The following is an 18,261-nucleotide window of genomic DNA, read 5'->3' on the forward strand; positions in this document are numbered from 1 at the left end:
CATGTCCAGTAAAAAAATTGATGGAAAAGCAATAGGGCAAGAAATCCGAAATGAACTAAAAGCGGAAGTCGCTTCATTAGTGGAACAAGGATATCAACCTGGCCTGGCTGTTATTTTAGTTGGAGAAAATCCAGCATCGCAAACATATGTCAAAAACAAAGAGAAATCCAGTTTGGAAGCCGGAATGAAATCTGAACTGATTAAATTGCCGGATACCGTGTCGGAAGATGATCTTTTGGCAGAAGTGGAAAAACTCAACCAGGACGATACAATCGACGGCATTCTGGTGCAGTTGCCTTTGCCGAAGCATATAGACGAAAACAAAGTCATCCGCGCAATCAGCCCCGAAAAAGATGTTGACGGATTCCATCCGATGAACGTAGGAAAGATGCTGATTGGACAGGAGACATTCCTGCCATGTACGCCATACGGCATCATGCAGCTGCTTGAACGTTCAGGCGTCGAAATTGCAGGCAAGCATGCGGTTATTATTGGGCGAAGTAATATTGTCGGGAAACCAATGGGGCAGTTGCTATTGCAAAAAGATGCGACAGTAACCTATTGTCACTCCCGTACAAAAGATTTGAAAAAGTTCACGCAGCAGGCGGATATTCTGATCGTCGCAATCGGCATGGCTAAATTCATTACAGGCGATTACATCAAAGAAGGCGCAGTAGTTATTGATGTTGGGATGAACCGGGATGAAAACGGCAAACTTTGCGGGGATGTCGATTATGAATCAGCAGAAAAGCAGGCGAGCGCCATCACGCCGGTGCCAGGCGGGGTAGGTCCGATGACGATTACTATGCTTTTGAAGAACACAGTAGAAAGTGCAGAAAATAAAATGAACGCACGTGCAAAAAAATAATGCACCAATCAGGGAGACGCCTAACTACGGGCGCCTCTCTATACATAAAAGGGCAGGTGACAAAAACATGTCCAATCCAACTTTTTTAACCGTTCAAGCGCTAACGAAATATGTCAAACGTAAATTTGATGCGGATCCGCATTTGCGTAATGTCTATGTGAAAGGCGAACTATCCAACGTAAAAATGCATCCGTCCGGACATATTTATTTTACGCTGAAAGATGACAAAACAAGAATCCAGGCAGCAATGTTCCGTTCCCGTTCCAACACGCTGAAATTTAAGCCGGAAAACGGCATGAATGTGCTGATTACCGGTGACGTCACAGTGTACGAGACGGCGGGATCGTATCAGCTCTACGTACAAACAATGGAGCCGGATGGTATTGGGGCGCTGTACCTAGCTTTTGAACAGTTGAAAAAGAAATTGCAGCAAGAGGGATTGTTTGAAGCCAGATTTAAACAGCCGATTCCGCAAGTTCCGCAACGAATCGGCATCATTACTGCGGAATCTGGAGCTGCACTGCGTGATATGTATTCGACAATCAACAGACGCTTTCCTATGGCAGAAATGCACCTGTTCCCTGCGCTAGTGCAAGGACCGACAGCTGCGCCATCGATTGTCAAAGCAATTGAGCAGGCTAACCGTACAGGTTCACTGGATGTATTGATTGTCGGACGGGGCGGCGGCTCCATAGAGGATTTATGGGCATTCAATGAGGAAGACGTGGCACGTGCCATCTTCTCAAGCCGCATCCCAATTATCAGCGCCGTCGGTCATGAAACGGATACAACCATTGCGGATTATGTCGCGGATTTGCGCGCACCGACGCCTACCGCGGCGGCAGAAATGGCCGTTCCAGATCAGCTTCAACTATTCCGGCATCTGAAAAATCAGCAGCGTTCGATGTATTTAGCAGTCCAGACGTTACTGAAACAATTAAACAAACGTTTAGAAACCGCGCAGGCCGCCTATCCTCTGCAGTATCCGGATCGGCTGTACCGGCCGTTTATTGAGAAACTGGATCATCTGGAAGACCGGCTTCAGCGCAGCAGCGCCGCCGTCATTCAAGAAAAACGAATGCATTTCGACCGGCTGTATGCTGGATTCCAGTATTACATGCCGATTAGACGCATTCAGCTTGAACAACAGCAGACGGAGCAGCTTGAAATGCGTCTGAATCGCGCAGCAGAGCAAACGATCAGACAGCGGCAGCAACATTTTGTATCACTCATGCGCATGATGCAAGCGCTGAATCCATTACAAGTGATGGAAAGAGGGTTTTCCATCGGATATAAAGACGGCGAAGTAATTAAATCTGTTCAAGATGTGACGAGCGGAGATAAATTAACGCTTCAATTAGCAGACGGATCCGTTTCAGCAATAGTGGAGCAGATCATTCCAAAGGAGGTTAAGTAAGGATGGCAGAAGAAAAAAATATGCAATTCGAGCAGGCAATGCACCAATTGGAAGAAATCGTACAGAAATTGGAAGCTGGAGAAGCGCCTTTGGATGATACTATTACGTTATATAAACAAGGGATGGAACTTTCCGCGTACTGCCAGAAGAAACTGCAGCATGCAGAGAAACAATTAATTCGAATGATTGACCAAGAAGGAAATGAGTCCTCATTTGATCCAACAGCAGGTGAGCCGAATGAATGAAAAATTACAGACATTTATGGATGAAATGATTCCGGAGATCGAACGTGAACTGACCAATCAGCTGGCGAAGTCCGATATTCCGGATGCTTTACATGAATCGATGACGTACTCCGTCGAAGCAGGCGGAAAGCGTATCCGCCCATTGCTGGTGCTTGCAGTGCTTCATGACTTAAAGGCGGATTCAGCAGATGCCCTAAAAGTCGCCGCATCTGTTGAATTGATACATACATACTCCCTAATACATGATGATTTGCCCTGCATGGATGACGATGACTTCAGAAGAGGGAAACCGACGAACCATAAAGTTTACGGGGAAGACGTCGCAACACTTTCAGGTGATGCGATGCAGGCGCTGGCATTTCAGGCACTTGCAGATCTGCGCGAAACACCGCCGGCAGCAGCAATTGAACTGGTCGGACTGCTGGCAAAAGCTTCCGGCGCACAAGGTATGGTAAAAGGCCAGGTTCTGGATATGAAAGGTGAACATCAATTATTGCCGCTGGCAGAACTGGAAGAAGTCCATATTCACAAAACGGGTGCCCTGCTTTCTTACTGTATTGAAGCAGGTGCTGTACTGGCACAGGCTACAGAACAACAGCGTGAGCAATTACGCCGGTTCTCCCGCAATATTGGGCTGGCATTCCAGATTCAGGATGATATCCTTGACGTCACGGCAACGACCGAGCAGTTGGGCAAGCCGGCAAACAGTGATACTTCGAGTGAGAAGTCGACATATCCTTCATTGCTTGGACTCGAAGGTGCGCAGGAACAGTTAAAGTTGCGCCATGAAGAAGCACTAAAGGCATTGCAGGCCATTGGTTTAGGAGAATCTCTTTTGCAATCGCTGGCGGATTACATTATCGAACGAAATATGTGATTCGGAACCGTTATATTTGTGTCGCACGTTGTTACTGTTATAATGTAGAAAACAAACAGCAGCGAATGGAACTGTTCAGCAGAAGCACGTGATGTCCTACTGGAAAGAACTACTTACTTGATGAAGGTGTGTGATCATGATGGATCTAACAACGATTACCAATCCATCTTTTATTAAAGAGCTCGATAAAGAACAATTAGAGTCACTGGCGGCGGATATCCGTCATTTCTTAATTGAAAACTTATCGGTGACAGGCGGTCATATCGGGCCAAATCTTGGCGTGGTGGAATTGACTATTGCTTTGCACCGTATTTTCGACAGCCCATCCGACAAAATTATATGGGACGTGGGGCATCAGTCTTACGTTCATAAAATTCTGACCGGACGTGCCGGCGAATTCGATACTCTTAGAATGTATAAAGGATTGAGCGGATTCCCTAAGATGGCGGAGAGCAAACATGACGTGTGGGAAACCGGCCACAGTTCGACGTCTTTGTCTGCAGCTATGGGAATGGCTGTTGCACGGGATATTAAAGGGGAAGACAGCTATGTCATTCCTGTAATCGGCGACGGAGCATTAACGGGCGGAATGGCGCTTGAGGCACTGAACCATATCGGGCATGAGAAAACGAATATTACGGTCATTTTGAATGACAATGAAATGTCGATTGCCCCGAACGTCGGCGCATTACATTCGATTCTCGGTAAACTGCGCACCGCAGGAAAGTACAATAATGTAAAAGACGAGCTGGAATTCCTCTTGCGTAAGATCCCTGCAGTTGGCGGGCGTGTGGCCACCGCTGCGGAGCGAGTGAAAGACAGCCTGAAATATTTAGTCGTAAACGGTGTCTTCTTTGAAGAGCTCGGATTTACGTATCTCGGACCGATTGACGGCCATGACTTAGCAGAACTGGAGCGTTCTCTCCAGTATGCAAAGAAAATGGAAGGCCCGGTACTTCTTCACGTCATCACGAAAAAAGGTAAAGGGTACAGCCCGGCCGAAATGGATAAGATTGGTACATGGCATGGCACAGGACCATATAAAATTGAAACGGGAGATTTCGTGAAATCTCCGGTTAAAGGTCCGGCCTGGAGTGCGCTCGTTTCTGAAACAGTGCGCAAGCTGGCAAGGAAAGACCGCCGTATCGTCGCTATTACCCCTGCTATGCCAGTCGGGTCGAAACTGGAATCGTTCGCGGCAGAATTCCCTGACCGCTTCTTTGATGTCGGGATTGCAGAACAGCATGCAACCACAATGGCAGCGGGTCTTGCAACGACTGGAATGAAGCCGTTCCTAGCGATTTATTCGACATTCCTGCAGCGTTCGTATGACCAAATGCTGCATGATATTACACGTCAGAAACTGAACGTCTTTATCGGAATCGACCGTGCAGGACTCGTCGGCGCGGATGGAGAAACCCATCACGGCGTATTTGATATTGCATTCTTGCGTCATATGCCGAACCTCGTGATTATGATGCCAAAAGATGAAAATGAAGGCCAGCATATGGTGAAGACGGCGATTGAGTACGATGAAGGACCGATCGCTATGCGTTTCCCGCGCGGAAACGGTTACGGTGTACCGATGGATGAGGAACTTCATACGATTCCGATCGGCACATGGGAAGTGCTGCAGGAAGGTGAAGATGCCACCATTCTGACATTTGGTCAGACGATCCCTATGGCATTTGCCGCTGCCGAGCAGCTGAAAAAGCAGGGGAAAAATGTAGCGGTTGTCAATGCGCGCTTTATTAAACCGTTGGATACTGATTTGCTGGACGAGTTATTTGCCAAAGGCAAACCGATTATTACTGTTGAAGAGGCGGTATTAGCCGGGGGATTCGGCAGTGCGGTGCTTGAATATGCAGAACAAATGAATCACACGTCAACGATCTTTGAACGCATCGGTATTCCTGATGACTTCATCGAGCATGGAAGTGTTGATAAATTATTAGTCGAAATTCATATGACACCTGAACACGTAGCTGAAGTTACTGCAGCGGCTATTCAGCAGACTGCGGAAAGCGAAAAAGTATGAGTGCGAATATAAAAAAAGAACGGGTAGACTTGCTGCTTGTGGAACGCGGGCTGACAGAATCACGCGAACAGGCGAAGCGCTCTATTATGGCGGGACTCGTCTATTCCGATTCGACACGAATTGAAAAAGCAGGAGAAAAAATTGCAGCCGACGCTCCGTTGACTGTCAAAGGTCCTGCAATCAAATATGTAAGCCGCGGAGGATTAAAACTTGAAAAGGCGCTGCAGTCTTTTCCTATTTCTGTGAAAGAGAAGATCGTACTCGACATCGGTGCCTCCACAGGCGGCTTTACGGACTGTGCACTGCAGAACGGTGCGAAGCATTGTTATGCACTGGATGTCGGTTACAATCAGCTTGCCTGGAAGATTCGGCAGCATGAACAAGTAACGGTCATGGAAAGGCAAAATTTCCGCCATGCAACAGTAGATATGTTCACTGAAGGATTGCCGGAAATAGCGACCATAGATGTATCCTTCATTTCATTATCGCTAATTTTGCCTGCACTGAAGAAAATTATTATTCCTGGCGGTCAAGTAGTAGCGCTTGTGAAGCCACAGTTCGAAGCGGGTAAGGAAAAAGTCGGGAAAAAAGGCATTGTCCGTGAGCAGGCGACACATCTTGAAGTACTGGAAAAAACAGCTGACATGGCAAATTCTGAAGGGTTTTCTGTAAAAGGAGCAACCTATTCCCCCGTTACAGGCGGTGAAGGAAATATTGAGTTTCTGTTTTATCTGGTATCCGAAGAACAGCCAGTATCACACTTTACAGCAGACGACTTTAAACAATTAGTTAAACAAGCACATACTGAATTAACATAACGCGCAATGAGTTGCGCGTTTTTTAGATGCTATGTATAATTTTATGTTAGGGACTCAAGAGAATCGGAGTGAAGAAAATTGAATAAAGGACAGCGACATATTCGCATTAGAGATATTATCACAAACAACGAAATTGAAACGCAGGATCAGCTGGTCGACAGCCTGAAAAATGCAGGAGTGGATGTGACGCAGGCAACAGTATCCCGGGATATTAAAGAGTTGCATCTGATTAAAGTTCCAACACCGTCAGGAAATTACAAATACAGCCTTCCGACAGTTCCGCGCTTTAATACGGAAGAAAAACTGAAGCGAATGCTTGAAGATGCATTTGTCGGGATAGACAGTGCAAGCCATTTCATCATGTTGAAAACGCTTCCCGGCAATGCGCAGGCAGTCGGCTCATTGGTCGATAACCTGGACTGGGATGAAATGTTAGGAACAATCTGCGGTGATGATACATGCCTGATCATCTGCCGCGAAGAATCCATGACTGATTACGTTAAAGATAAATTATTAGCAATGCTATAAGTGAGGTGAGGATTTCCTTGTTAAGCGAACTTTCGATTAAAAACTTTGCTATTATCGAACAGCTTGAAATCGCATTTGACGACGGACTGACTGTACTGACCGGTGAAACAGGTGCAGGTAAGTCGATTATCATTGATGCTGTCCAACTTCTAGCAGGAGGCAGAGGTTCACAGGAATTCATTCGTCACGGCGCAAAAAAGGCCGAGCTTCAGGGCCTGTTTACAATCGATAATAATATCGATGCCGTGACGGAAAAGCTGACAGAGTTCGGAATTGACGCAGAAGAAGGTGTTGTGATTTTACGCCGGGATGTGAACGCAAGCGGAAAGTCTGTATGCCGTGTCAACGGCAAACTGGTCACTATTGCCATTTTGCGTGAAATCGGCTCCTTGCTGATCGATATACATGGCCAGCATGAGAATCAGGAATTGATGAATGAAAAACGACATATTCATTTGCTTGATTTTTTTATTGGGGAACCAATTGACCGTGCGATGTCCACGTATACTGAACTCTATGAGAAATATAGGAAGCTGCAGCAACTGATTGCGGCTAAAACACAGGATGAACAGCAAATCGCGCAAAAAATTGATTTATATAAGTTTCAGCTGGAAGAAATTGATGCGGCTAATTTAGTGATCGGCGAAGAAGAGGAACTGGAAGCCGAGCGTGTGAAGCTTCAGCATTTTAACCGCTTATTCGACCGCCTGAATACTTCATATGAAGCATTGTCCCTTGAGTCGCACGGACTCGACTGGGTCGGCAATTCGATGAGTGACCTGGAAGAGGCAGCTTCGATTGATGAAGAGCTTAAAACATTGTCGGAAACAGTCAATTCATCGTTTTATGCACTGCAAGATGTCTCACATGATCTGAAACGTCAGATCGACAGTATGGAATTTCAGCCGGATCGTTTGGATTTTGTTGAAGAGCGGCTGGCGCTGTTTTTGACACTGAAACGAAAATACGGTAAATCGCTGGAAGATATTTTAATTTATCGCGATAAAATTGCCGATGCACTGGATCAGCTGGTGAATCGCGATGAAAGATTGCATCAAAACCAGGAATTGTTGGCACAATACACAGAAGATCTTACAATTGAAGCAAATGAATTATCCATTATCCGCAAAAAAGCAGCCCTTTCCTTGGAAAAAGGGATAGAAGAGCAGCTAAAACAGCTTTATATGGAAAAAGCTACATTCAAAGTGCAAATAAAGCAAAAAGAACCTCTGCAGTTTGATGCAAACGGATTTGATGAAGTGACGTTTATGATTTCCACTAACTTGGGTGAACCGCTCAAGCCGTTGGTACGAGTGGCGTCTGGTGGCGAATTATCTCGAATGATGCTGGCGCTGAAGACGATTTTCTCACAGCATCAAGGGATTACGTCAATTATTTTTGATGAAGTTGATACCGGTGTAAGCGGGCGGGTTGCTCAATCAATTGCAGAAAAAATTTCCATGATCTCCAGTCATTCGCAAGTTCTTTGTATTTCACATCTGCCGCAAGTGGCTGCGATGGCGGACCATCATTACCTCATTAAAAAAGAAGTGCACGACGGCCGGACGACGACTGCCATCCATGATGTGATGCAAAAAGAACGGACAGAAGAATTATCCCGCATGCTTTCTGGTGCGGAAATTACACCGCTGACGCTGCAGCACGCAGAGGAATTGCTCATTCTGGCGGCCCAGCGTAAACAGGAATTCCGTAAATAAAGCTTGAATTATCAAGGTTTACCATGGAAACAGCGACTGTTTATTTTACCCTTTCATACTTTCTCAGCGAACGGACATACCAATGGTATCTTTCGTTGAGGAGGTGAAACATGGGATGGAATAAAACTTTCAAAACACTTATCGCTCTCGTCTTACTGCTCTGCCTGGCGCCCAGCATATCTCTGGCAAAAGAGGAAACCCTTATACCAATGGGACATTCCATCGGTATTCAAATGGATTTAAGCGGTATTTATGTAACGAGTGATGTCAAAGTCGATCAGCAGGAGTGGCTGAAAAAAGGCGATGTGATTCGCCGGCTGAACGGCGTTGAAATGAAACAGCTCGTTCACTTCGAGCGTGCGCTGCAAAATGACAGTGCTACGATGGAGCTCGACGTTTTGCGTAATGGGAAAAACCAAACCATTCAGGCAGATCCGTCGCTCATTAAGCGCGTCACACCCTTTTTAAAGGACCGCACGGAAGGTACCGGCACATTAACGTACGTCGACCCAAAGACCGGAACGTACGGTGCGCTGGGGCATCAAATCATCGACAGTACACTGCAGTCAGCACCTTCGTTTGAAAAAGGTGCAATTTATTTATCGGAAATCAGTCAAATAAAGAAAAGTTCTCCAGGATTTCCGGGATATAAAATATCCTCCATTATTGATCAGAATAATTTCCTTGGAAATATTCAGATCAATAATGTGCATGGAATTTTTGGTATTTGGAAAAACGCTTATCACAAAGTGTTGGCAGAACCGCTTGAAATTATGCAGCCGTTTGAATTGATGATCGGACCGGCAGAAATATATACGACGGTCGAAGGTTCAACAGTTGAGAAATTCACCATCCAAATTACGAAGATAGAAGAAGAACAATTCCAGATCCATTTGACTGACCAGAAATTGCTGAAAAAGACAGGCGGTATCTTGCAGGGCATGAGCGGAAGTCCCGTAATCCAGAACGGGAAATTTGTCGGAGCCATTACGCATATGTTCGTGGATGAGCCGGAAAAAGGCGCCGCACTTTTTCTAAAAACGATGAGAACGAATGAGCAATGAAAAAGCAGCTTGCGCTTATTTTTGCGCAAGCTGCTTTTTCGTATGTGTGTTCGATGAGAAGAATACAGAATAAAGTCGAAATAGGTAGAAAGTGTCGTTCAGAAGTATCATTTTAGATAAACTTTTAAGTTAAAGTAGAAATTGTAAAAATTATGACTTACGATATTAAGAGAGCAAACAGCGGAAATGAAATGCTTCGTCGATTTTATATCAGGGGGAATGGGTAATGGAAAATGTGAAGGTCGCAATTGCAGATGACAATAAAGAACTTGTTAAAACAATGATGTCTTATTTGGAACAGCATTCTGAAATAGAAGTAATTTGGACAGCGAATAATTGACAAGTCTGTTTGTCTATGCTGGAACAGGAGAAACCGGATATTTTACTGCTGGATATCATCATGCCGCATCTTGACGGAATTGGGGTCCTTGAAACATTGCAGGAAACGAATCAAATGGGGGATATGCAAATCATGATGCTGACTGCATTCGGACAGGAAACTGTGATGTCACAGGCTGCAAACCTCGGCGCTTCTTACTTTATGCTGAAGCCGTTCGAGTTTGACCGTCTGATTGGACAAATATTCAAAGTAGCCGGAAAACCGAAGGCCAGCACGCCGTCATTTTTTGTTCAGCAGCCGGCACAGCCGACGGGGGCGGTGACCCAAAAAGTGCTTGATACTGCTATTACATCTATGATTAAGGAAATTGGAGTACCGGCTCATATTAAAGGCTACGCGTTTTTGCGCGAAGCAATTCAGATGGTATACAGCGATGTGGAGCTGCTTGGTTCTGTGACGAAGATTCTGTATCCGGATATCGCCAAGAAGTATAATACGACACCATCCCGTGTAGAACGTGCCATTCGCCATGCGATTGAAGTGGCGTGGAACAGAGGGAATTACGATCTCATTTCGAAAACGTTCGGTTATACAGTACATCACTTGAAGAGCAAACCGACAAACAGCGAGTTCATTGCCATGATCGCTGATAAAATTCGGCTTGAACATATGGTCAGCTAAGTCATTAATAAATAGATAACTTATTCGATTGAACCAACTAATGAATTTTGTTAGTTGGTTTTTCTTCATCCCTGCAGATGAAACAGAGCGTATACATGCATAAACTATACGAAGTATGATTTGTAGGAAGAAAGTCAGGATTTACCGATGCTATTACAGAAATCGAAAAATGCTGTGAGAAAATACTTATTTACGCCGCGGTTGTGCATAAAGGTCTATCTCCAACAGCGGGTAATCTTCTATACTAGTAAATAAACAGGGAGGGATTCCGTTGTTGGCTGAAAATGAACATTTTGAACTTTTAGAAGTGAACAATAAAATTATCATGAATACAAAAAAAGAAGGCTTTCCAATCAAGTCATTTGATGCACTGACTGCTGATATTCCCAGATTGAAACTGAATTCATTCAAAGAGCTGATGAAGGCACTGCAAACCATTGGGACTCACGAAATAGGCACGTATTCAGCGCCTTGTGAAGTATATGTATCACCAAGCCAGATGAAAGCAGAATTGTATATTCACGCAAAAACAGATGAATTTCTTGCGAATAAGGAGCAATTTCTGCAACAGGCGGAAGAACTGCTCGATCAAAGAGGAATCGTATATGACAAAGAACGTCTGCGCAGCATGTCCTATCTTCCGAACAACCCGATTATCATAGCGACAGGTACTGAGCCGATTAAAGGCGAGAATGCACATATTGAATACATTGCTATGCCGGACCGCAAACCCGTTCTTCGTGAAGACGGCTCAGTTGATCACTATGAGTTAAATTTTGTGACGTCAATCGCTAAAGACGAGTGGCTGGGTGAGAAAACGCCTGCTAAAGAAGGAGTCGAAGGATGCAATGTGTTCGGCGAACCTATAGCGGCAAAAAAAGGTGATGATATCAAATTAGTGTATGACCGCAAATCTGTCGGTGAATTTGAAGAGGAAGGCAAGATTGTGCTGCGGGCCTTACACGGCGGTGCGCTGGAAGAGCTAAACGGCGCGGTCAGTGTCGGAAAACAGCTGATTATACCGGAAGATGTCGGAACAAAAACCGGTTCAATCACATTCGATGGTGCGGTTCGTGTGCTTGGAACCGTGTCGGCAGGCTTCTCGGTCAATGCCACAGGTGATATTTCCATTGAGGGAAAAGATGGCGTGACGAATGCGAAGGAGATTCATTCGGAAGAAGGCGACGTATATATTAAAGGAGGCGTGTTCGGCGGCGGTGAAACAGTCATCAAAGCCAAAAAGAATGTGTTCGTAAAACATGCGAATAATTGTAAAATTTATGGTGAGAAGGTCAATGTCGGTCTTTATTCGCTTGGGTCTGAACTGTACGGCGACCATATTTCCATCGATAAGCATAAAGGGAGGGTGATTGGCGGGATTGTGGAGGCTGTGTTTTCTATCGAATGCGGCTCGGCAGGCAATGCACATGAACGCTTGACAAGGCTGATTGTCAAAGGTGTCAATAAAGAAGCTGAACTAGAAGAAATCCAGCGGCTGGCGGAAAGGCTGAAAGTGGAACATGCGGAACTGAAGAAAATCCGGGTGACGCTCGATAAGATGGAGAGCATGAAGGCAAATCTTCCGCTGCAGCAATTGGAGATACTGGAGAAAATGAACGCAACTATGCAAATGAAACAGCAGCAAATCCTGTCGCTTGACCAAACAATTAAAAATAAACTGCAGCTCGTACAAATCGCAAGCACACCTAAAATTGAAATTACAAAACAAGCATTTCCCGGCGTGCAAATCGAAATCGGCAAGCAAGTCAGGATGCTCGGCAGTGTGACAAAAGGTGTTTTTGAATTGACAGGCGAGGGGTTATTAAATGTCTGACTCTCAAATATTTGCCCACCGGGGAGCATCAGGCAGCTATTTTGAAAATACGATGCGTGCTTTTTTAGGAGCTGTTCAAAAAGGCGCAGACGGTATCGAACTGGATGTGCAACAAACGGAAGACGGCAAGCTGGTAGTCATTCATGATGATCATCTGCTTCGCGTTGCGGGAATTGATCAGCGGATTGATCAATTGACGTCTGCGGAACTTCAGCATATCAAAATCGGGAAGAGCGGATATCGGCGTATGTTTGGTCATTCCATCCCCGATTTATTCGATGTCATTTCTTTCTGCGCGGATCATAATGTAGCGCTTAATATCGAACTGAAAGAAACAGTCTACGGTCAGCCTGCCGTCATCGAGCAAATCCTTCATTACGTGGAGAAATTGGAGGAGGTACACATCTCATCCTTTGATTATCCGACGCTGCAGCTTGTCACAGAACAAAATCCGAGGCTGGAGACTGCCTTATTGCTGAAGAAAAAAACAGTCGACTGGGAACATCTGGACGATTATGATGTCCATGCATTCCATTTTCATAAGCGTCTCTGGAAAGAACCTTATAAAACCCGGCTGAAAGAAAGCGGCAAGATATTGAGAATGTATGGAGTGACCGGAAAAGAAGCATTTTTGGCGAGTACACCTGAAGTGACAGGGTGGATTACAGATTACCCAAGCCGCGTGCGCAAAAAAATAAAAGGATCAAGGTAAAGTACCTTAATCCTTTTATTTCAAATCTTTTTTAAATCGGTCAGCTGCCCGTCCGTTTCTGCGGTCACGGCGCAATAGAAAGCCTGCGAAAAATCCTAAGCCTGCAATAAACAGGACTAAACCGCCCAGAAATTGCAGCCAAATAAACGGAAACGGCGGGAACAGATGCCCGAACAAAGAATCACGCATTAATTTTATACCCAGGGCAGCTCCAATCCCTGGAATCAACAGCACAATAAACGCAGCAAGACGTGCCACACCATTCAACTCCTTACTCTTTTAATTTTACCGTGTGGTGATGGATTGTCAAGGACTCTGTCATCATGTACGATATAGGTAGATTGTTTATAAACACCCGCGGCGGGGACTTCAATTATCTCTTAGAGTTGCATTCTGGCCGCAAGAATTCTAAAATCAGTACCATGTGCACGAATATTTACAATTTGAAATAGCCTGGAGGGGTACTTATGGAATTATTTACGTATATGGAAGATCACGACTTTGAACAACTGGTTCTTTGCCACGACAAAACATCCGGATTGAAAGCAGTCATTGCTATCCATGACACAACTCTCGGACCGGCACTCGGCGGCGCACGCATGTGGACATATGCGAGCGAAGAAGCAGCGATTGAAGATGCAATGCGTCTGGCTAAAGGAATGACGTACAAGAATGCGGCTGCAGGCTTAAACCTCGGCGGGGGGAAAACAGTCATTATCGGAGATCCGAAAACAGATAAAAACGACGAGTTATTCCGGGCGCTGGGCCGCTACATAGAAGGATTGAACGGCCGCTATATCACGGCGGAAGATGTAGGCACAACCGAATTCGATATGGATCTGATCCACTTGGAAACAAATTACGTAGCGGGTATCTCTTCAGGTGAAGGCACTTCAGGAAATCCATCTCCTGTTACGGCACTCGGTATCTATAAAGGAATGAAAGCCGCAGCAAAAGAAGCATTCGGCGACGATTCCTTACAGGATAAAACGATTGCGGTTCAAGGGGTTGGAAACGTGGCTTATACGCTATGCGAGTATTTGCATAAAGAAGGCGCAAAACTGATTGTCACAGATATCAATGAAGCAGCAGTGCAGCGTGCGGTGGATGCATTTGGCGCCACGGCTGTCGCAACGGACGAAATCTACTCACAGGAAGCGGATATTTTCGCTCCATGTGCACTTGGCGCTGTCATCAATGATGAAACGATTCCCCAGTTAAAAGTTAAAGTTGTCGCTGGTTCTGCCAATAACCAGTTGAAGAATCCTGAACACGGAGACCGGCTGCATGAAATGGGCATCGTGTATGCACCGGATTACGTGATCAACTCAGGCGGCGTCATCAACGTCGCCGATGAATTGATCGGTTACAATGAAGAACGTGCAATCAAGCGCGTAGAAGGAATTTATGATACAATTCTAAAAATCTTCGCCATTTCAAAACGTGACGGCATTCCATCCTACCAGGCAGCTGACCGCTTGGCTGAAGAACGCATCGCACGTGTCGGTGCAACCAGAAATACATTCTTGCGCAGCGAAAAAAACATCTTATCCAATAAATAATCAGCAAGGCACAAAGCAGCGGTCGGCGGGGCACACCCGTCCACCGCTTAACTTGCCTGCGCAATTGTAGCGGACAGAATGAACAGCCGCACAGCGAAAGGAGTCCTAAACGTTGAGTACTGAATATGATGTAGTGATTTTAGGCGGCGGAACGGGTGGATATGTAGCTGCCATCCGTGCGGCGCAGCTGGGTTTGAAAACTGCAATTGTGGAAAAATCCCAACTTGGCGGCACATGTCTTCACAGCGGGTGTATCCCTAGTAAGGCAATGCTCAAAAGTGCGGAAGTCTACCGTGTCACACGCGAAGAAGCGAATGAATTCGGGGTACAGACTGGTGAAGTCTCACTTGATTTCACGCAAGTGCAAAAACGCAAACATAAAATTATCGATCAGCTGCATGCTGGCATTCAAGGTTTGATGAAAAAAGGCAAAATCGATGTCTACCATGGTACAGGCAGAATACTGGGTGCATCTATTTTTTCTCCGATGCCCGGCACGATTTCCGTGGAAATGGATAATGGAGAAGAAAATGAAATCCTAATTCTAAAAAACCTTGTAATTGCGACAGGGTCAAAACCGAAAACATTGCCTGGTCTGGCAGTCGATGAAACGAATGTGATGACGTCTGACGGGGCTTTGCGAATGAAGGCGCTTCCATCTTCGATTACGATTATTGGCGGCGGTGTCATAGGCATTGAATGGGCATCTATGCTGACGGACTTCGGTGTCCAGGTTACGGTGCTCGACAGACTGGAACAGATTCTTGCAACGGAAGATCATGAAGCGGCAGCTGCTGTGCACAAAGCATTGCAAAAGCGCGAAGTGAAATTTATTCTCGGTGCAGAAATACTGATAGATTCATTGCAGAATAACGGCAGTGAAGTAACGATTTCCTATCAGATCGGCGGCGAAGAACATTCCGTTACGAGTGAAAAAATGCTGATCTCCGTTGGTCGCGCACCGGTCACTGAGGATATTGGACTCCAAAATACCGATATCCAAGTGGAAAACGGAGCGATTCAGACAAATAGGCATTATCAAACAAAAGATGATCATATTTATGCAATCGGGGACGTAATCGGCGGCCTTCAGCTGGCGCACGTGGCGGAGCATGAAGGATTGCACGCGATAGAACATATAGCAGGGAAGCAGCCGGATTCGATTGATTATAATCTGGTGCCGCGATGTGTCTACTCTTATCCTGAAACAGCTGCGGTAGGTTTAACTGAACAGCAGGCGAAAGATAAGGGGATTGACGTGAAAATCGGCAAGTTTCCATTCATGGCGAATGGTAAGGCATTAGTGAATGGCCATGCAGACGGTTTTGTTAAAATTATCGTTGATCAGCAGACAGATGATATTATCGGTGTTCACATGGCAGGTTCACATGTGACAGATCTGATTTCAGAAGCTGGACTTGCGATGGTATTGAATGCGGTTCCGTGGGAAGTGTCTTCAGCGGTTCATCCGCATCCGACGTTATCAGAAGCATTCGCCGAAGCCGCATTAGCAGCGGAAGGCCTTGCCATTCATATGTAGAGGAGGAAGTGGAATGAGTAATCGGCATATCGAGCTGGGTTTGACAGATGAAGATGTGTTGCACATGTATGAGACGATGCTGATTGCACGTCGATTAGATGAAAGAATGTGGTTGCTGAACCGTGCCGGGAAGATTCCTTTTGTCATTTCCTGTCAGGGACAGGAAGCGGCGCAGGTCGGAGCTGCATTCGCGCTGAATCAGGAGAAAGACTGGATAGCGCCTTACTACCGGGATATGGGGATTGTATTGCACTTTGGAATGACACCGAAAGAGCTGATGCTGTCCGCGTTTGCAAAAGCGGAAGATCCGAATTCCGGCGGACGGCAGATGCCAGGCCACTTCGGTCAGCGCAAGAATCGTATTTTAACAGGATCTTCGCCTGTTACGACCCAATTACCGCACGCTGTCGGCGTAGCGCTTGCCGCTAAAATGAATAATGAAGATTTCATTACGTTCGTCACATTGGGGGAAGGTTCATCCAATCAGGGAGATTTTCATGAAGGAATGAACTTTGCTGGCGTGCATAAATTGCCTACTATTGTGATGGTCGAAAATAATAAATATGCAATTTCAGTTCCAGTCGAGAAACAGCTTGCCTGTGAAAAAGTATCTGACCGTGCAATAGGCTACGGGATGCCTGGTTATACAGTGGATGGAACAGATCCGCTGACAGTCTATGAAGTGGTGAAACAAGCCGCAGACCGCGCGAGAAGCGGTGAAGGACCCACACTGGTGGAGGCGGTATGCTACCGCTTGACTGCACACTCTTCGGATGATGATCAGCGTCTGTACCGTGATGCGCAGGAACTTGAGGACGAGAAGAAGCTTGATCCTTTATTGACATTCATTCATTATCTGCAAAAAGAGAAAGTCTTGACAGAAGAGAAGCACAATGAGATTGAAGAGCGGGTAAAACAGCTCGTTGATGAAGCGACAGAATATGCGGAACTGGCTCCTTATGCAAAGCCGGAACATGCACTGCGCTACGTCTATGATGAAAAAGGAGGCGACGCGTAATGGCCGTTCGTTCATTTATAGATGCCATCAACTTGGCGATGAAAGAAGAAATGGAACGGGATGACCAAGTGTTCGTTTTAGGGGAAGATGTTGGCCGTAAAGGCGGCGTATTTAAGGCGACAATTGGTCTCTACGATCAGTTTGGCGAGTATCGTTCCCTTGATACACCGCTGGCTGAATCGGCCATAGCCGGTGTGGCAATCGGTGCTGCGATGTATGGCATGCGTCCTATTGCAGAAATGCAGTTCGCGGATTTCATTATGCCGGCAGTCAATCAGATCGTCTCGGAAGCCGCAAAAATCCGTTACCGTTCCAATAACGACTGGTCTTGCCCGATCGTCATCCGCGCTCCATTCGGCGGAGGTGTTCACGGAGCGCTTTATCATTCCCAATCGGTGGAATCTATGTTTGCTTCCACGCCGGGCTTGAAAATCGTCATCCCGTCTACACCATATGACGCGAAAGGCTTGTTGAAGGCAGCGATACGTGATGAAGATCCTGTATTATTCTTCGAACATAAACGTGCCTACCGTCTGATTAAAGGCGAGGTTCCTGATGACGATTATGTATTGCCGATCGGCAAAGCGGACGTCAAACGTGAAGGGGAAGATTTGACGATTATCACGTATGGACTTTGCGTTCATTTCGCTCTGCAGGCTGCGGAGCGTCTGGCGGGAGACGGCATATCGGTTCATCTTCTTGATTTGCGCACAGTGTACCCGCTGGATAAAGAAGCCATTATTGAAGCAGCTTCCAAAACAGGCAAGGTATTGTTAGTGACAGAAGACAACCTGGAAGGCAGCATCATGAGTGAAGTATCTGCCATTATCGCAGAGAATTGTTTATTCGAGTTGGATGCCCCGATTAGACGATTGGCAGGACCTGACGTGCCTGCGATGCCGTATGCCCCTTCTATGGAAAAGTTCTTTATGATGAATCCTGAAAAGGTCGAAAAGGCAGCAAGGGATTTAGCGGAATTTTAACTGAGGAGGCGTATGAAA

The 18,261-nt window shown here is 45.9% G+C and carries 16 protein-coding genes and 1 pseudogene; 16 read left to right on the forward strand and 1 reads right to left on the reverse strand.

The annotated features are described in order from the left end of the window. Window position 1: 1 nt before the first annotated feature. The 12 genes and pseudogenes from folD to SporoP33_RS00420 all read left to right on the forward strand — a co-directional run bounded on the left by folD (window position 2) and on the right by SporoP33_RS00420 (window position 13,140). Window positions 2-868 (forward strand): bifunctional methylenetetrahydrofolate dehydrogenase/methenyltetrahydrofolate cyclohydrolase FolD, encoded by an 867-nt coding sequence (folD, locus tag SporoP33_RS00365; RefSeq protein ID WP_081241898.1) that lies wholly within the window; start codon window positions 2-4, stop codon window positions 866-868. Between the two features lie 67 nt (window positions 869-935). Beyond that, window positions 936-2,285: an exodeoxyribonuclease VII large subunit gene (gene xseA / locus SporoP33_RS00370; protein WP_081241899.1), complete on the forward strand. Its 1,350-nt coding sequence runs from the start codon at window positions 936-938 to the stop codon at window positions 2,283-2,285. Window positions 2,286-2,287: 2 nt separating this feature from the next. Beyond that, window positions 2,288-2,530: an exodeoxyribonuclease VII small subunit gene (locus SporoP33_RS00375; RefSeq protein ID WP_081241900.1), complete on the forward strand. Its 243-nt coding sequence runs from the start codon at window positions 2,288-2,290 to the stop codon at window positions 2,528-2,530. Then, on the forward strand, window positions 2,523-3,407 hold the full coding sequence (locus SporoP33_RS00380; protein WP_081241901.1) for a polyprenyl synthetase family protein: 885 nt from the start codon (window positions 2,523-2,525) through the stop codon (window positions 3,405-3,407). Before SporoP33_RS00375 ends, SporoP33_RS00380 begins: the two co-directional genes overlap by 8 nt. A 139-nt stretch (window positions 3,408-3,546) precedes the next feature. Continuing rightward, window positions 3,547-5,445 (forward strand): 1-deoxy-D-xylulose-5-phosphate synthase, encoded by a 1,899-nt coding sequence (gene dxs, locus SporoP33_RS00385; protein ID WP_081244695.1) that lies wholly within the window; start codon window positions 3,547-3,549, stop codon window positions 5,443-5,445. Continuing rightward, window positions 5,442-6,263: a TlyA family RNA methyltransferase gene (locus SporoP33_RS00390; RefSeq protein WP_081241902.1), complete on the forward strand. Its 822-nt coding sequence runs from the start codon at window positions 5,442-5,444 to the stop codon at window positions 6,261-6,263. Before dxs ends, SporoP33_RS00390 begins: the two co-directional genes overlap by 4 nt. 78 nt (window positions 6,264-6,341) lie before the next feature. Continuing rightward, a complete protein-coding gene (gene ahrC, locus SporoP33_RS00395; protein ID WP_081241903.1) occupies window positions 6,342-6,791 on the forward strand; it encodes a transcriptional regulator AhrC/ArgR in 450 nt (149 codons plus the stop codon). 17 nt (window positions 6,792-6,808) lie between these two features. Continuing rightward, complete coding sequence (gene recN, locus SporoP33_RS00400; RefSeq protein WP_081241904.1) at window positions 6,809-8,509, forward strand: DNA repair protein RecN; 1,701 nt, start codon at window positions 6,809-6,811, stop codon at window positions 8,507-8,509. A gap of 110 nt (window positions 8,510-8,619) precedes the next feature. Further along, entirely contained in the window at window positions 8,620-9,573 is a 954-nt protein-coding gene (locus SporoP33_RS00405) for a SpoIVB peptidase S55 domain-containing protein (protein ID WP_081241905.1), read from the forward strand. Between the two features lie 226 nt (window positions 9,574-9,799). Next, window positions 9,800-10,594 (forward strand): annotated as a pseudogene (spo0A, locus tag SporoP33_RS00410) (sporulation transcription factor Spo0A). A gap of 271 nt (window positions 10,595-10,865) precedes the next feature. Beyond that, window positions 10,866-12,428: a flagellar assembly protein A gene (locus SporoP33_RS00415; RefSeq protein WP_081241906.1), complete on the forward strand. Its 1,563-nt coding sequence runs from the start codon at window positions 10,866-10,868 to the stop codon at window positions 12,426-12,428. Beyond that, entirely contained in the window at window positions 12,421-13,140 is a 720-nt protein-coding gene (locus SporoP33_RS00420; RefSeq protein ID WP_081241907.1) for a glycerophosphodiester phosphodiesterase, read from the forward strand. The genes SporoP33_RS00415 and SporoP33_RS00420 overlap by 8 nt, the downstream gene beginning before the upstream one ends. A gap of 15 nt (window positions 13,141-13,155) precedes the next feature. Here the strand turns inward: SporoP33_RS00420 and SporoP33_RS00425 are convergent, their stop codons facing one another. Continuing rightward, window positions 13,156-13,398, reverse strand: a complete 243-nt coding sequence (locus SporoP33_RS00425) for a DUF2627 domain-containing protein (protein ID WP_081241908.1) — start codon at window positions 13,396-13,398, stop codon at window positions 13,156-13,158. Window positions 13,399-13,607: 209 nt separating this feature from the next. Between SporoP33_RS00425 and SporoP33_RS00430 the strand changes: the two genes are divergently transcribed. The 4 genes from SporoP33_RS00430 to SporoP33_RS00445 all read left to right on the forward strand — a co-directional run bounded on the left by SporoP33_RS00430 (window position 13,608) and on the right by SporoP33_RS00445 (window position 18,243). Beyond that, window positions 13,608-14,702: a Leu/Phe/Val dehydrogenase gene (locus SporoP33_RS00430; protein ID WP_081241909.1), complete on the forward strand. Its 1,095-nt coding sequence runs from the start codon at window positions 13,608-13,610 to the stop codon at window positions 14,700-14,702. A gap of 112 nt (window positions 14,703-14,814) precedes the next feature. Next, window positions 14,815-16,242, forward strand: a complete 1,428-nt coding sequence (gene lpdA, locus SporoP33_RS00435; protein WP_081241910.1) for a dihydrolipoyl dehydrogenase — start codon at window positions 14,815-14,817, stop codon at window positions 16,240-16,242. A gap of 13 nt (window positions 16,243-16,255) precedes the next feature. Continuing rightward, a complete protein-coding gene (locus SporoP33_RS00440) occupies window positions 16,256-17,260 on the forward strand; it encodes a thiamine pyrophosphate-dependent dehydrogenase E1 component subunit alpha (RefSeq protein WP_081241911.1) in 1,005 nt (334 codons plus the stop codon). Continuing rightward, window positions 17,260-18,243: an alpha-ketoacid dehydrogenase subunit beta gene (locus SporoP33_RS00445; RefSeq protein ID WP_081241912.1), complete on the forward strand. Its 984-nt coding sequence runs from the start codon at window positions 17,260-17,262 to the stop codon at window positions 18,241-18,243. Before SporoP33_RS00440 ends, SporoP33_RS00445 begins: the two co-directional genes overlap by 1 nt. Window positions 18,244-18,261: the final 18 nt, after the last annotated feature.

The sequence above is a fragment of the Sporosarcina sp. P33 genome (genome assembly GCF_002077155.1).
Taxonomy (GTDB): Bacteria; Bacillota; Bacilli; order Bacillales_A; family Planococcaceae; genus Sporosarcina.